At 66.8% G+C, this 13,967-nt stretch carries 19 protein-coding genes and 1 pseudogene; all 20 read right to left on the reverse strand.

The window, feature by feature from the left end; translation table 11 throughout:
* Positions 1-43: 43 nt before the first annotated feature.
* The gene (locus tag AC1G9C_RS11845; protein WP_480410287.1) at positions 44-556 is read right to left on the reverse strand and encodes a DUF6631 family protein; all 513 of its coding nucleotides are present in this window, start codon (positions 554-556) and stop codon (positions 44-46) included.
* Positions 557-558: 2 nt separating this feature from the next.
* Positions 559-1,332, reverse strand: coding sequence for a phage tail tube protein (locus AC1G9C_RS11850; RefSeq protein ID WP_480410288.1), 774 nt, complete (start codon positions 1,330-1,332; stop codon positions 559-561).
* Positions 1,333-1,343: 11 nt separating this feature from the next.
* On the reverse strand, positions 1,344-1,550 hold the full coding sequence (locus tag AC1G9C_RS11855) for a DUF7210 family protein (RefSeq protein ID WP_480410289.1): 207 nt from the start codon (positions 1,548-1,550) through the stop codon (positions 1,344-1,346).
* Positions 1,547-1,987, reverse strand: a complete 441-nt coding sequence (locus AC1G9C_RS11860; protein WP_480410290.1) for a phage tail terminator protein — start codon at positions 1,985-1,987, stop codon at positions 1,547-1,549. The genes AC1G9C_RS11855 and AC1G9C_RS11860 overlap by 4 nt, the downstream gene beginning before the upstream one ends.
* Complete coding sequence (locus AC1G9C_RS11865) at positions 1,987-2,502, reverse strand: gp436 family protein (RefSeq protein ID WP_480410291.1); 516 nt, start codon at positions 2,500-2,502, stop codon at positions 1,987-1,989. The genes AC1G9C_RS11860 and AC1G9C_RS11865 overlap by 1 nt, the downstream gene beginning before the upstream one ends.
* A gap of 3 nt (positions 2,503-2,505) precedes the next feature.
* Positions 2,506-3,366, reverse strand: a complete 861-nt coding sequence (locus tag AC1G9C_RS11870) for a hypothetical protein (protein WP_480410292.1) — start codon at positions 3,364-3,366, stop codon at positions 2,506-2,508.
* Between the two features lie 12 nt (positions 3,367-3,378).
* The gene (locus AC1G9C_RS11875) at positions 3,379-4,272 is read right to left on the reverse strand and encodes a Mu-like prophage major head subunit gpT family protein (RefSeq protein ID WP_480410293.1); all 894 of its coding nucleotides are present in this window, start codon (positions 4,270-4,272) and stop codon (positions 3,379-3,381) included.
* Positions 4,273-4,287: 15 nt separating this feature from the next.
* Positions 4,288-4,695 carry a hypothetical protein gene (locus AC1G9C_RS11880; RefSeq protein ID WP_480410294.1) on the reverse strand — a complete coding sequence of 136 codons (408 nt, stop codon included), beginning with the start codon at positions 4,693-4,695 and terminating at the stop codon, positions 4,288-4,290.
* 3 nt (positions 4,696-4,698) lie between these two features.
* Positions 4,699-5,805 (reverse strand): phage protease, encoded by a 1,107-nt coding sequence (locus AC1G9C_RS11885; RefSeq protein WP_480410295.1) that lies wholly within the window; start codon positions 5,803-5,805, stop codon positions 4,699-4,701.
* Positions 5,806-6,022: 217 nt separating this feature from the next.
* On the reverse strand, positions 6,023-6,586 hold the full coding sequence (locus tag AC1G9C_RS11890) for a phage virion morphogenesis protein (protein WP_480410296.1): 564 nt from the start codon (positions 6,584-6,586) through the stop codon (positions 6,023-6,025).
* Between the two features lie 3 nt (positions 6,587-6,589).
* The gene (locus AC1G9C_RS11895; protein ID WP_480410297.1) at positions 6,590-7,819 is read right to left on the reverse strand and encodes a PBECR2 nuclease fold domain-containing protein; all 1,230 of its coding nucleotides are present in this window, start codon (positions 7,817-7,819) and stop codon (positions 6,590-6,592) included.
* Positions 7,809-9,377: a DUF935 domain-containing protein gene (locus tag AC1G9C_RS11900; protein WP_480410298.1), complete on the reverse strand. Its 1,569-nt coding sequence runs from the start codon at positions 9,375-9,377 to the stop codon at positions 7,809-7,811. Before AC1G9C_RS11900 ends, AC1G9C_RS11895 begins: the two co-directional genes overlap by 11 nt.
* Positions 9,371-11,029 (reverse strand): hypothetical protein, encoded by a 1,659-nt coding sequence (locus AC1G9C_RS11905; protein WP_480410299.1) that lies wholly within the window; start codon positions 11,027-11,029, stop codon positions 9,371-9,373. Before AC1G9C_RS11905 ends, AC1G9C_RS11900 begins: the two co-directional genes overlap by 7 nt.
* Positions 11,022-11,189 (reverse strand): hypothetical protein, encoded by a 168-nt coding sequence (locus AC1G9C_RS11910; RefSeq protein ID WP_480410300.1) that lies wholly within the window; start codon positions 11,187-11,189, stop codon positions 11,022-11,024. The genes AC1G9C_RS11905 and AC1G9C_RS11910 overlap by 8 nt, the downstream gene beginning before the upstream one ends.
* The gene (locus AC1G9C_RS11915; protein ID WP_230925508.1) at positions 11,189-11,737 is read right to left on the reverse strand and encodes a phage protein Gp27 family protein; all 549 of its coding nucleotides are present in this window, start codon (positions 11,735-11,737) and stop codon (positions 11,189-11,191) included. Before AC1G9C_RS11915 ends, AC1G9C_RS11910 begins: the two co-directional genes overlap by 1 nt.
* 2 nt (positions 11,738-11,739) lie before the next feature.
* Positions 11,740-12,036, reverse strand: coding sequence for a VpaChn25_0724 family phage protein (locus AC1G9C_RS11920; RefSeq protein ID WP_480410301.1), 297 nt, complete (start codon positions 12,034-12,036; stop codon positions 11,740-11,742).
* A gap of 7 nt (positions 12,037-12,043) precedes the next feature.
* On the reverse strand, positions 12,044-12,379 hold the full coding sequence (locus tag AC1G9C_RS11925) for a DUF2730 family protein (RefSeq protein WP_101194145.1): 336 nt from the start codon (positions 12,377-12,379) through the stop codon (positions 12,044-12,046).
* Positions 12,379-12,540: a hypothetical protein gene (locus AC1G9C_RS11930; protein WP_397497646.1), complete on the reverse strand. Its 162-nt coding sequence runs from the start codon at positions 12,538-12,540 to the stop codon at positions 12,379-12,381. The genes AC1G9C_RS11925 and AC1G9C_RS11930 overlap by 1 nt, the downstream gene beginning before the upstream one ends.
* Positions 12,540-13,148 (reverse strand): lysis protein, encoded by a 609-nt coding sequence (locus tag AC1G9C_RS11935; protein WP_480410302.1) that lies wholly within the window; start codon positions 13,146-13,148, stop codon positions 12,540-12,542. The genes AC1G9C_RS11930 and AC1G9C_RS11935 overlap by 1 nt, the downstream gene beginning before the upstream one ends.
* Positions 13,149-13,316: 168 nt before the next feature.
* Positions 13,317-13,940 (reverse strand): annotated as a pseudogene (locus AC1G9C_RS11940) (transglycosylase SLT domain-containing protein); the annotation flags it as partial.
* Positions 13,941-13,967 lie beyond the last annotated feature (27 nt).

Here is a 13,967-nt window from a genome sequence, read left to right on the forward strand (position 1 = left end):
AGCCGCTGTTCGGTTTCGTAGTACAGCAGTATCTGGCGCTGCGTCAGCTTGCCGATTCGCTCGGCGTCGCCGTAGCCGGCCCTGATGAGGGTGCCGAAGATGTCACTCCACCGCGCCGCCTTGCCAGCTCGCGCTCGGCCAGAATCCGGTCGAGGACGCAGCGATAGAAGAAAGGGCCGTTGGCGGTCCACCACTTCATCAGCAGCGCCCGGCCTTCCAGCTGGCTCTTGAGGTTGCGCAGCTCCGCCACCTCGACGTCGGCCGACTGGGCCATCGCCTGCATCACCACGCCGGTGTGGCGACCGATCAGGGCGACGATGTGTTCCAGCGGCGGCTGTGTGTCGCCCTTAGCCAGCTCGTACAGCCCGTCGAGGAACGGCTGCAGCAGCGGCTGCAGCTCCAGGCCCTCGACGAAGCCGTACTCGCGCACCGTCACCTCGCGACCGTTGAGGGTGGCCGAGAGGTTGGGGTGCATCACCTGCACGTCGTTGGCGCCTTCGGCCGCGGGGGCCTCGGGCGCGGTGATCAGACCTTTCCTTACCTTGCGCTGAGCCATGGTCAGGCAGCCATTTCAACGAAGCGGCCAAACTGACCCAGGTCGCCCGATGCAGGCTTGCTGGAATCCAGCAGCGTGGTGAAGGTGACCGGCGAACCGGCCAACTGGTTGCCGCTGGTGATGAGCGAGAGCTGCTGCAGCAGGCCGGCGCTGGTCTTGTACAGCTCGACCAGGATCGGTGCCCCGTTCTCGGCCAGGTTGATGCCCTTGTACTTCAGCGCGTAGTTCTTGTCGGTACCGGCCAGGAAGGCGGCCTGCTTGGTGGCCCCGTGGCTGTAAGCGGCTACCAGCGGCTGAGTCGGCGCTGGCGAGGTCGGCAGGGTCAGGATCTCGACGTCGCCGAACACGTCATAGTCGAAGTGGGTACCGCGCACCAGGGTGGCCGGGGTCGGCGTCAGGCTGTCGGTGATGACCAGGTCGGTCACGTTCATGTGATCGAGCGCGATCAGGTCACCATCTTCCACCGGGTTCGGCAGCACTTCACCAGTCACAGTGCCAGCGATCTGCGCGCTCATGCGGGAGCGAGTGAAGCGGCCCACGTTGTCGGCGTCGAGCTGGTGCATGGTGGCGGACCAGGTCATGCCGGTCTCTTTGCCGAAGTCGCGCACCATGGCATTGATGCCACTGAACGATTCGCGGTGCTGAACTCGGGTTTCGTTGCCCTGGCCCGATAGCTCGGACACGTCACCGACCCAGATCCAGGGGCCCAGCAGACCACCAGCGAGGATCTCGGCAATCCAAAGCTTGCCTTGGCCGAAGTAGTAGGACTCAGACATTGTGCACCTCGTTATTCGGCGGCCGGGGCGGCGCCTTCAGTGGTTTCAGGGGCCTCGACCACGCCAGCGCGAATCAGGAAGGCGCGCTCCGGGCCGGTGACTTCGATGGTCTTGCCTTTGGGTTGATCCTCGCCGGCATGCTTATGCGGCTTGGCCAGCTTCACCTTGAACAGCTCGGGCTTGGCGGCGGGTTTGGCGGTTTCGGGTTGCTTGCTCACGGGGTGCCCCCTAGTACGTGGGTGGTGTGGTAAACGTCGATCCAGAGCACGCGGTCCTGGTCGCTATCGAGCACCTGGCCCTTGAGCCAGATGCAGGGGGACCAGTTGCCTGGCGTCCAGCCGATCAGCGCCTGGCGGCCCTTACCGGCAAAAATCGTGGCCTCGTCCATGGCCGCTTCCGCGTGCGGGTCGCGGTAGTTCCTGGTGCACATCACCACGCCGAACACCGCAGAGGCGGCCGCCTTGCGGCGCGGCTGGCCAGCATCGGCAGCCGGGTTGCTCTCGGCGGCCAGCACCACGTAGCAGGTGCCGGTGCGAAAGTCCTGCAGGCCCTTGAGCGTGTGATAGGCCGCGGCGCCATTGACCTCCTCGAACTCGGGCACCTGCTCGCGCAGGCGCTGCTCGATCAGCGAGGTGTCCAGAGGCGCGAAGCTCATCAGAACGCCCTCCGGCTGGGGCGATCGAACACGCTCGGCGCGGACTCGAAGCGCACGTCGAGCTGGTTCGGGTTGCTCGCAATCGGATCCTCGGCGCCCAGGCTGAACTCGCCCCTGGCGATCAGGCCCAGGAACTTCAGCGCATCCTTGTAGTTGCGCACGATCGGGTCGCTGTCCTCTTTGCCGCCGCGATCCTTGTGCAGCAGGTAGCGGGCGATATCGCGTACCCAGCCAGTGACCAGCTTCGGCACCGGGCTGAGCGGCAGCGGGTAGCTGCGCTTGGCCAGGTAGCCGTCGATCAGACTTTCAGCCTCGGTGACGGCATCCTGGACGCGCTGCAGGGCATCATCCGCCACGGCGACCTGGTCGGCCGGCCACGTGCTGCGGTCGGCACCGCGCAGGGTGGCCTCCATCAGCTCGGTGGCCACCTGGCGCGCATGCTCCGGGGTGGCCACCTGGGCCAGCTCGCGGGCGCCGGGGCGTTCGGCCAGGTCGTCGAGGGTGATGTACTGCATGGATTACTCCAGCCGCTCGCCGACGCGACCGGAGAAGACACCGCGCTCAACCTTGAGGTTGGGCTCGTTCTCCAGCTGTTCGATCTGCTCGGCCGTCAGCGCGTCCAGGGCGATGCCGAAGCCTTCCCGGGTAAAGCGATAGCCGCAGCGGCGGAAGCCGTGCTCGGGGATGGCGGTGATCCACAGGCCTTCGATGTCGCCGTCGTCGTCCATCGAGGAGTCATCGACGGTATTAGTGGCATCGCCACCTGCCGACAGCACAGCCGGCACCTCCGATTCATCGATGGTCTTAGACGAGACGCCGCCCCGCAGCTCACTCAATGCAACCGCCAGCGGATCCGCACCAGGTTCGACACCGGGCGGGTACGGCAGCGGCCCACCAGTGGACGGCGCTGGCGTAACCACCGCACCGATACCCACCTTGGCCTCGATCTGGATAACCAGTTGCTCAGGCGGCAACTCGGCATAGCCCTCAATCTCGACGAACTGGCCAACCTGGCGCAGCAGCGGCTCATCGAGCGCCGACAGCGGGATCAGGTCGCCCAGGCTTTCACCTGCGGCCTTGAGTTTGGCGAGGTACTCGCCGATCTCAGCGCCGTCCAGGATCACAACAGGGTGGGCTTCCTGCCCGGTAATAACGCCGGGTCCATTCCCGGCCATGTCACCGGCCGTGGCCGGAACGCTCTCGGTGGGTTGTCCGGTGCCGGCCGACCCGGTCACTTGAGCCGGCGCAGCGTTATCAGTAGGTGCCGCCGGCTGGTTGGCCAGCTGTTCGGCGGCCGCAGGGGCAGCCGTGGTGGCTGCCGGTTCTGCGCTCGTGACGGGCGCCTTCGCAGGCGCCTTGGTGGTCGATTTACGGGGCATACATCACCTCCATCAGGCCAGCCACGGGGTGGTGAGCACGTCGACCACGTCGCGGTTGATGTTGGTGGCGCCGGCGGCGTTGCGTTCGGCCTTGACCACTTCCAGGGCGGTGGCGCGCAGGCTCGGCGGCACTACCAGCAGCTTCGGCCGGATACCCAGCGGGCGTGCGTTGTCGCCCTTGAGTTCCTGCATGGCGGCATAGGCGGCGTTGAAGCTGGTGGCGTCCAGGGTTTCCTTGGAGGCGTAGGCCAGCTGCCACAGGCCAAAGCCGACGTTCAGGCGGGCATCCACACCCCACACGAACTCCTTGCGGTCGAACACGTTGTCGTCGGTCTCGCCGGTCTTGGCTACGAACTGGTAGTTCTTGCGCTTCTGCAGGATCAGCGGGCGCATCACGCGCGTCACGTCCAGCAGGAACCACGGCGTACCGCTGCCACCCTGGAAGTTGCTCACCGAGGTTTCCTGGCCGTTGGCGCCGATCACCGGGTGGTCGGTGTCGAAGAAGAACTGGCCGTCGTAGCACTTGCCGGTGAAACCGTTTTTCAGCAGGGCATACACCAGCTCGGCCGGATGCTCCTTGGCATCCTGGCCCAACTGAGCCATCAGCGGGTTGTAGGTGCCGTACTGATCGTCCTCGATCGCCTCGCGGGGCACGCCCACGGTGTTCTCGAAGGTCTTGTTCTTGATCGCGTAGTCATGCAGCGCGAGGTTCTGGATAACCCGATCGCCGATCCATTCGCGGAAACGGGTGGTGGCGCCCAGCCAGCCGTACTGCTCGATGGCGGTGCCGGAGTTCACCTCCATCACCAGCTGGTTGTAGTCGATCGGCGCACCGTTGAAGGCGTTCTGGAACGACGCCTTGAAGCCGGTGTGCAGGATGGCGAGGTTCTGGCGGTTGATGATCATCTGAGTCTTGCTCCTTTAGATCTCGACCCAGACGCCATCGCTATCCACATCGCGGATAGTCCCGGCAACCGAGCGGGTGGAAGTGCCATCGGTCTTGGCGACCGTCTGGTCGTCGACGATGTACGCGGTGGCGCCGATATCGGCACGGGTGATCTCGTCGCCGGAAGCGCTGTTGGCAAACGGGAACACACCGCGGCGGGTTTCGATGCGCAGATCACCGGCGGCGCCGGCCGAGTTGTCGACCTGCTCCTGGGCGACGCCGCGCGCCTTCAGCGTGGTGGCGGTGGAGCCGGGCACGGCGTTACCGGCCGCGTTCAGGCACACCAGCGAGCCCGCGAAAATGCGGGTAGCAGCGGCTACCGGGTCGGAGAACTGCACGCCATCACGGCGCTTGGTGTTGCGGTCTTTGGTCAGCGCAGTCATGGCTTATTGCTCCTCGACCTTGGCGGCCTTGAACTGTTCGGGGGTCAGGCCCATGGCCGAGCACACAGCCAGCTCGTCCTGGGTCAGGCCGGTTTTCTCGTCCGCTACCGGCGGCTTGCCTTGGGTCTGGCTGCCGGCCAGCGCGGCGATCGGCGCAGCCTTGTCCAGGTAGGCGGTCAGCGCTGCGCGGTTGCTCTTGCCGAGTTCGCGCGCCCAGCCCTCCATGGTCTTGTGCAGGCGGCCGTCTTCCAGAGCGGCGGAGATCTGGCCGTCGAGATCCTTCTCGTCGCGCTCGCCCAGGCGGGCGGTGAGCGCGGCCATCTCGGCCTTGAGGCCGTCGACGACCGACAGCGGTACGAACTGCGCCGGGTCGACGCTGGTGGCGGCCTTGGCCTTCAGGCCGGTGCAGGCGGCCACCAGGGCCTCGCCGAAAACGGCACCTTCATCCAGGCCCAGCAGCTTGCGCAGGTTGGTGGTATGGGCGGAGAGCGCGGCGACTGCCTGCTCTTCGGTGGTGTTCTCGGCCAGGCCGAGGGCGGCGATCAACGCCTGCAGCAGTGGGTCCACGGGGTTTTCCTCTGAAGGGTCATCGAAACAGCCGAACGACGCCGCGGCACGCAGGCTGAGTTCCTGCATGCCGTCGATTGCCGGGGCATTGGTGAGCGCGCCCATCTGCACGTCCAGGACGTCGCCGGTGGTCGGGTGGTAAAGGAACACGGGGGAGAAATACTGGTACTCGCCCTCGGCGATGTACTGCGCGGCGCGGGCGGTCAGTTGCACCTGGGCGAACAGGCCTTCGCCCTCGCGCCATTCGAGATCCTGGTACCAGCCGGCAGCGGGGGCTGGCTGGCCGTTCTCTTCCTTGCGCAGGGTCTGGTGCTCGTAGTCGACCACCCGTTTGTTCTTGGTCGCACGGAAGCGCTCGATGACCTTGGTGGCCACCGCCTGGTTGATGTGCCAGGCCGGCACCTTGATTTCACGGCCATCCGCCGGCTTGAAGTGACCCGCCGGGGTCACCTGCAGCCAGATGGTGTTGTCGTCAGCAACCGTGCCCAGCGAGTAACTGCAGGCGGCGAGTGCTACGGCGAGAGGGAGGCGTTTTCTGTTCATGCCGGCAGCTTGGCGCCGCCGGGAGGGGAAGTAATTTTGACGGGGCAAAAATCTTGCGGCAGGTGTTTTTCGCCGGGGCGCGCGAAGGTGAACCACCGCCACCCCGCCCACTGTGTTTATAAACGCCCAAACAGCCCCGGAAACGGCAAGTGCTGCCCTGACGCATACAACGGCAGCCCCCAGAGGGCGTTATAGGCCTTCCTGGCGCGTTCTGGCGTTATGCCCCACTCGGCACCATGTATCGGGTTGCGATGCCGGCGATGGCGTAGTTTTCGTCGTCGCTGATACCCAGCCAAGGCCGTGCCGGGATCTGGATGGTGTACGCGCCGATGGTCACCCACTGGGCGAAGTTGCTCTTGCGCTTGCTGACGAACAGGTTGCCCACCTCGCCGCTCTTGCCGTCCTGGCGGAAGTAGGCCTGCTGGCTGCGCGCGGCGACGTCGATGCCGCCGCCGAAGTGGTGGATGGCGCCATAGATGCGGTTGGTACCGAACAGCAGCTCGTTGTCACCCACCTGGTAACGCAGGGTGTTCTTCAGGAAGCCATCGAGCACCAGGATCTTGTCCGGGTTCTTGCGCTTGCGCTTGAGGTACCGAGGCGACAGCGCCTGCCACGGCGTGCCGTCCGGCGAGGCCTGGCTGGCGAAGCGCTGGTCGTGAGCGATCAGCAGGTACTCGCCGATATCGCGCAGCATCGGCTTGGGGTCGGCCAGCGCGGCCGCGGCCTCGTTGACCACGGCCAGCGCCGCGACGGCGTCGAACTCCAGAGTAGCCCCGGCCATACCTCACTCCTCGCGCCGGTACAGGCGCACGCCCTGGCGCACCAGCTCGGCCAGGCCGTTGCGATCCGGCTCGATGTCCCAGCTCCAGGCGTTGCCGGCCAGCTCGACTACCACCAGCTGGGTCAGCTGCTGGCCCAGGTTGAAGCGGCCCAGGTAGCGGCGCAGCACCTGGGATTTGCGCAGCGGCTCGGAGTACTCCAGGCGCGTCCAGATCTCGTCGGGCTGTAACAGCGTTTCCGCCAGCAGCGGCAGCAGCTCGCCCTGGCCCTGCACGGCGGGTGCGCCCGAGGGCTGCTCGAACATCGAAGGGCCAACGGCGATGCGCTCGCCCAGGACGTCGGTCACCAGCTCGGCGGCATCGAGCTGGGCGCCGAAGGCATCGAGCGCGCGGCGGGCGTACTCGGCATCGGTCATGCCTGCAGGCGGCAGGCTGGCCGGGTCGACTACGCGCGGCGCAGGCAGCGCATCGGGCGCCGGACGGTTGGGCAGGCCTGGCGTGGCCGCGGGGATCAGTTCCTCACCGGCGCGCGGTACCGGCACCCGGCTCTCCAGCCGCGACTGGCCGGGAATGTGCTCGAAACCCGGATCGATGCCCACCGGCACCTCGACGGTGCGCGGGCCCTGCGGGCTGCGCTGGCCGATGGTGCGCTGCTCGAACACGATGGGCGGCGCGGTGTCCGGCCCGGTCTTGCCCATGCGCACCAGGTCGTCATAGCTCAGTGCCCGCACGCTGCACTGGCAGCCCCAGGCGTTGACCGGGAAGTGGTACTGCCACCACGGGTCATCCCAGCGCAGCACCATGCCGTTCCAGGCCTCGTGCTCCTCGCGCGGGAACTCCACCGCATCGCTGTGCAGGTACTGCCAGAACGGGCGCTCCTCACGCACGGCCATCAGCTGCTCATAGCGGCCGGCCATGTAGCTGCTGCGCATGTTGGTCTCGTAGATCACCCGCGAGCGCCAGTTGCGCCCGCCGTTGTAGCTCCAGCCGTACTTGGCGACGATGCGGTCGAAGTCGCGGCGGAACTGCTCCAGGGTGGTGCCGCCCTCGATGGCGCGCTGCACCGCCTGGTGGAAGTCGGCCACCAGGTCATCACGGTTGGCGCCGGCCACGGTGAAGGCGTAGTCGTGCTCGCGGCCGTATACGTCCGTCCAGCCGTTGCTGGGCAGGTTCAGCTTGCGGCGCAGGAACTCGTTCTGCTCGCGGAACGGCAGCGAGGTGGCGCTAACGGCCATTGGCGGCCTCCTGGACGATGTCCAGGCGCCCCTGCAGGGCAGCGGCGGCCAGCGCCTGGGCCATGGCCTCGGCGTACTGCTCCAGGGTCATGTCCGGCAGCAGCTCAGCCAGGCCATCGCGGATCTGCTCCAGGCTCTCGGCCCGCTCCACCAGCTGGCGGATGCGTGCGATCCACTGGCCGGTCAGGGGCTGCAGGTCATCGTCCAGGCGATCGGCGGCGGTGGTGGCCGGCTTCTGTGCGGTAGCCGCTGCACGCACTGCAGGCGGCTCGGGTGGCGTCGGCGCCGATGGTTCGGCCTGCAGCTGCAGCACGTCCTCGTTGTCGGCCGGCTCGGGGATGGCCACCTTCTCCTGGGCCCACTGGCGCGGAATCCTGAAGCCGAGCTTGACCAACTGCGGCAGGGAATCGGCGTAGGCCTTCAGATCCTCGGGCTCCTGGGTGGGGAATACCAGGCGCGGGCAGCGCTTCCAGTTGTCCACCAGCCCGTTGAGCACGGCGATCGGGTACACCAGGTCACGGCTGATGGTGGCGGCCAGCTGCTTGGCGTCGGAGTCGCGCAGGTCGAGGCGCACCTCGTTGTGCACGTTGCCCAGGGCGTTGGTGTTGGTGCCCTCGCCGGTACCGCTGGTGAGCGTGCCGCCCAGGATCACCTTGCTCTGGGTGCGCTCGCACCAGTCGATCATCAGCTTGAACGCGGCCGGGTCGCCCTGGGCGGCGTTGAGGAAATCCATCTCCATGCCGATCGGGATGATGCCCGCGGCGCTGTGGCCGAGCTGGGCCAGGGCGCGCAGCAGGGTGAGCTTCTCATTCTGGGTGGCGCCGCCTGGGTACTTGCCCACGCGCATGGGGATGCCGTAGATCTCCAGGAACTCGGCCAGGTCGCCGACGCTGTAGTTCTTGAACAGGTACGGCCACACCAGTACGCGCATCAGGGCGCTGCGCTCCAGGTAGCCGCTCTTGGCCTTGTGGATGTGGGTGATCCAGGTGAACGGCTGCAGGGCTTCGCCGCCGGCAGCGCCGCGCAGGCGGATTTCCTGGCGCCGTTCGCCACGGGTCAGCTGGAACCAGGTCTGCGGCCGGTGATCGATCGCACGCGGCAGCCAGTCGCCGTCCACCCGGTGCCAGCCGTCGAACTCCAGACAGGCAAAGCCCTTGCCGATGGCATCGGTCACGTCGAACAGCATCGCCTCGAAGTCATCCAGCCCGGCCAGCAGGCTCTCCAGCGCAGCGGCGGCGTCCTTCTCCTTGGCGGTGGGGTTGGCTGGCGGCACGATCTGCCACTCCAGCTGGGACACGGCGCGGCGCCGCTTGTCCATCTCGGCGAATACGTGGCCATCCTTCTCCTCGATGTCCTCGAACAGCTCGTACTGCGCCACGATGTCGCCTTGCTCGGCGGCATCGAGCAGCGCGGCCAGGCGGCTTGGGGTCAGGCCGCGGGACGGGTGGTTGCCCACCTCGTGGTGCAGGCTGGTCAGGTGGGCGGTCTGCGGCTCGCGGATCTCGGCCAGGCTGATCGGCTGGCCATCGGGGCCCAGGATGCGGGTAGTGGTCACCATGCTGAAGGTTCCGGGAGAGTGAGGTCGGAGTCGTTGTCGTCGACGTTGTCGAAGCCGCGGCTGTGGCGCGGCAGTGCGGTGAACTCGATGGCGCCGCCTTCCATGAAACTGGCCCGCACCGCCATGGCCAGCGATACGGCGCTGTCGCCGTGGCGCTTGGCCTTGCTGTCCTGCGCCTGCAGATCCTTGGTGCGGCCCTTCTCGATAACCGGCACACCCTTGTCCACCTTGATCGACAACAGGTCGTCGAGGCGGGTCTGGTGGCGGGCGATCTGCAGGTTGAAGGCCTCCAGCTCGCCCTTGAGCTTGGGCATCCACAGCGCGTACCAGGCCAAGCTGAGTTGCACCTGGTCGACAATGCCGGCGCCATAGCGCAGCGCCGCCTGCTCAGCCAAGTAGCCGCCGTTGCCGGTGGCGTCGAACGCCAGGCCACTGAGGCGCGGCAGGCGATCGCAGATGTAGAACATCACCTGGCGCTGTGCCTCGTAGGTGAGGTTGCGCAGCTCCACCTCGAAGGGCACGCGCTTGCGCAGCAGCGGGTCGATCTGCAACGGCGTGAATACGGTGAGGTCGCCGCGGCGGGCAAAGTCCTCGCCGAAGGTGTGGCGGTTGCGTGGGTTGAGGCGAGCCAGCTCGGGCGCCAGGTTCTCCTCGCACCATGCCTGGATCTCCGCCTCACGCATCTGCGGCGTCCACTGCTCGAAACCCTCGGGCGCCTCATAGCGGTAGATGCGGATGGAGTGGTCGTTGACCATCGCCTGCTCGATGAGCACCCGACTGAGGTAGGTACCACCCGATTTCTTCGGTACGCAGCCGTACTCCTCGTCGGCCGACTCGACGTTGGGGGCGTTGCGGTACAGCTTGTCGCGCCATTCCTTCTCGGCTTCGGGCGACCATTTCTGGTTGGTGACGTAGCAGATCCGCTTGTACAGCCCCTGGGCCAGGGCATCGTCCAGGGTGATGCGGTGGATGCTGTAGTCCTTGCGGCCCTCGCGTGCGTCCTGGATGTAGCTGTTGAAGGCGTTGTCGACGCCGTTGTGGGTGCTGATCAGGCGCACCTTGTTGCCCCACATGGTCAACGCCAGTGCGGCCTTGAGCAGCTCCTCCAGGGATTCATGGAACGCCGCCTCGTCGATCACCACGTCGCCCTGCAGGCCGCGCAGGTTGCTCGGGCGCGAGCTGAGCGCCTGGATTTTGAAGCCGCTTTTCGGAAAGCGGATCATGTACGCCAGGATCTCCTCGCGCCGCCCATCGTCCCAGAAGGTCTGCTCGTAGACGTCGGCCTGGGCCATTTCGTTGAAGGCGCGGGCGAACAGCGCGCAGGCGGCGATGTACTCCAGCGCCATCTCCTGTTTGCTGCCCACGTAGAAGGTGTTGCACCCGCCCCGGCGCCGCGGTTTGGCGGCGTTGATCACGTTGCGGCCGGCCTCGGCCCAGGTCAGGCCGGTACGGCGCGACTTCTCGGCGATCATGATCTGGCTGGTGTCGTCGAACCAGCGCTGCTGGTAGGGCAGGAAGACGCCCTCGGCCTCCGGTACCGCATCGGCCATATCCTGGGGCACGACAACACCATGCAGCTCCAGCTCGGCGGCGAGATCGATCTTGCGCGGCTTGGTCAGCGCCTTGAGCGCCTTGGCTTCTGGCTCACTCACTGGACTCTTCCTTCGGCTCGATGGCGGTGCAGCGGTAAACGGTCTTGCCAACGTAGAAGGCGCCTAGGCGCTCGCACTCTGCAGCCACGGTGATATGGGCATGACGCCAGCCCAGCAGCCAGCCGATCCAGAGCAGGCCAATAATCGCCAAAAGCTTCATCAGGCTTTCCCCATCAGTACGCGGCGGATGCGATCTTCGAACTCCTCGCTCATCCCGTCGCTGCCGCGCATCTCCTCCAGGCGCTGTTCCTGCTCGGCCAGCAGCGCCTCGCGGGCCTCACGCTCGATCGCCTTGCGTTCCTCGCGGCTGGCCTTGCTGGCCTGCAGCACGTCCTTCGCCGCGCGGGCAAGCTTGCGCACGTCGTCGATGGTTGTCTCGTCGTCCACCTGGGCGCCCAGGGCGGCGTGCGTGGTCAGCGTCTGGATCGACTGCACCATCAACGCGCCGGCCTTGTCGTTGGGGTTCTCGCCCAGCTCCTCGACCAGCAGGCTGGCCATGGCCTGCTGCTCGCGCAGCCGCTTGGCCATCTCGTCGAAGCTGACCTTGTAGCGGCCGATCGCCGAGCGGCTGGGCTTGTCCGCGCTGGGGAAGTGCTCGTGCAGATCCTCGATCAGCTCGTCCAGGGTGAGGCGCCGCTCGCGCAGGCGCTTCTCGATGTGCGTGCGGACTGCCGGATCTAGCCGGTCGATGCTCGACTTGCGACCCATGGTCAGGGCCTCGGCTTGCTGACGCCCGGAACCGAGGCGCGGCCGGCAGCCACGTCGCCACCGCGCTCGGTCAGGGTCACGACCAGGACCGAGCCGATGTCCTCGATCGACACCAGGCCCTGCTCGCCGAGCCATACGAGGTCGCCCTTCACCTGGTCGCGGCTCGGGTGGTGGCCGAACTGGCCCAGCAGGCTGGCGATCACCGAGGAGTTGGAGCGGTACTGCGGCAGCTCGGAGAGGATGCGCAGCATCACCAGGCGTTGATCCTGGCGCAGAAAGTCAGCGTATTGAGTGCTCATCGCGGCCTCACTTGTTGTTCAACAGGTATTCGTTCATGCGCTCAACCGCGCGGGCCAAAGGGTCGAGCGCCTTGGTTACCCCCGCGATCTCGACCTTGATCGCCTTCATGTCGCCGGCCAGGTCGGCCAGTTCGCCCGCCAGTTCGGTCAGTTGCTCGCTATCGGGCAGGTGGTTCATGCGCTGTTCCAGCACCAGGATGCGGTTGTCCTGCCCGTTGAGCCGGCCGGCCAGCTGCTCGGCATCGGCCTTGGAGCTGGCCTTGCGGGCGCTGCTGATGGAGAACAGCCCCACCGCAACGGTGAAAACGAACTGGCCGGCGCGCAGCATGTAGTCGAGATCCATCAGGCCCCCTGCATTACGAGATAGATGGCGCCGACCAGCAGCAGAGCTGCCGTTGCGACCCTCCACTTCCTGCGCCGGTAGGGCTTCTCCGTCAGGAGCACCCAAAGCAGGGATGCCAGAGCAACGAACGCCAGTTCGCACCATTCCTTCAGCCGTTTCATCAGCGTTTGTCCTTGTCGTGGAGGTCGATCAGCGCGTTCAACTGCGCAAGGTTGGCGAGCGCCCAAGCGCCGTAGTCACGCGCATGGGCCAGGATGTCAGCCGCGGCAACGCCGCTTTCCAGTAGTTCGGCGTCAGAGCCGGGGGTGGGCCAGGCCGGCGCTTGAGAGCCGGCGTAGGCTCGGCAGCTGGCTGGAGCTGGGGCAGTGGCTCCAAGCGCTGCGTTGAAGTCGCGCAGCCAGCCACAAGTGACAACGAAGCGAGGAGCAGCCACAGGGGCAGCACCGCGCGCCGGGGTGTATTGAGTCGAGACACGGTTGATGCGCTCCTGTGTGAGTTGCTGCTTGAGCCGGCCGATCTCGTCCTGGGCGTCCAGGAACACCAGCTCGGCCTGGTTGGCGCGCTCCACCTGCTGGCGGTAGAGCACCAGGTTCTGCTCGGCGGCATCGGCGCGCAGCTTGTCGTGCTGGCCGCGCAGCTCGGCCAGGGCCTTGTCGCCCTCGGCCTGGGCGGCGCTGTAGCCGCGCTGGTAGGCGCCGTTCTGAATGAGCCATACGAAGCCGGCGAACAGCAGGGAAGCCGCGGCGGCCAGGACGAGTGATCGATTCATCGCCGCCCCTTACGCCTGAACTTGCGCGGCAGCCGCGGCGCGTGGCGCTCGCGGGGCGGTGGCGAGGCGAACAGCTCGGCGGCAGCCAGCCAGTTCCGGGAGCAGGCGGCAGGCGAACTCGTAGTCAACGTGGCGAGCAGAAACAGCGTCGGGATCTTCATGGCGGCTATACCTGTCGGCGCACACGCCAGGCCCCCAGCCGGCAGCCGCATACAGGGGCTCCCAGCGCAGCAGGATGGCGCGCGGGTAGTGGCGGTTCTCGCGGAAGTTGGCGGTCGAGCGGCCAGCGTTGTGCCGCTCGACGGAATCGAACCAGGCCAGCGGATCGGCACCCATAGCCGATGCCAGCCTGCGGTCACGGTTCACCCAACCATTGCCGCCGTTGTAGCCGGACAGCACGAACGCCCAGCGATCGCACTCGCTGATGGCCTGGTTTCTCTCGTACAGCCACAGGTCGAACGCCACCATGGCGCGCAGCGCCCAGCCCGGGTTGTACGGCTGCGCCGGGCCCAGGCTGCGCGGGTACAGCTCGGCCATCCAATCGGCCGTCGCAGGCATGAACTGCGCCAGACCCTGGGCGCCGACTGGGCTGCGCGCATTCACGCGCCAGGCGCTCTCCTGGTGCACCTGTGCGGCCATCGTGGCGATCGGCGCATCCAGGCCCCAGCCGGCATGCGCGGCGCGCACCAGGGTGCGGCGGTGCTGCTCGGCGCCGGACGGAATGCTCGCGGCCTCTGCTGTCGGTACCAAGAAGAACCCGATGAAGCACACCAGCAGGAGCAACGGGTACAGGAACAGGCGTGGCTCGATCTGCCAGAT

The sequence above is a fragment of the Pseudomonas sp. ABa2 genome, assembly GCF_056676075.1.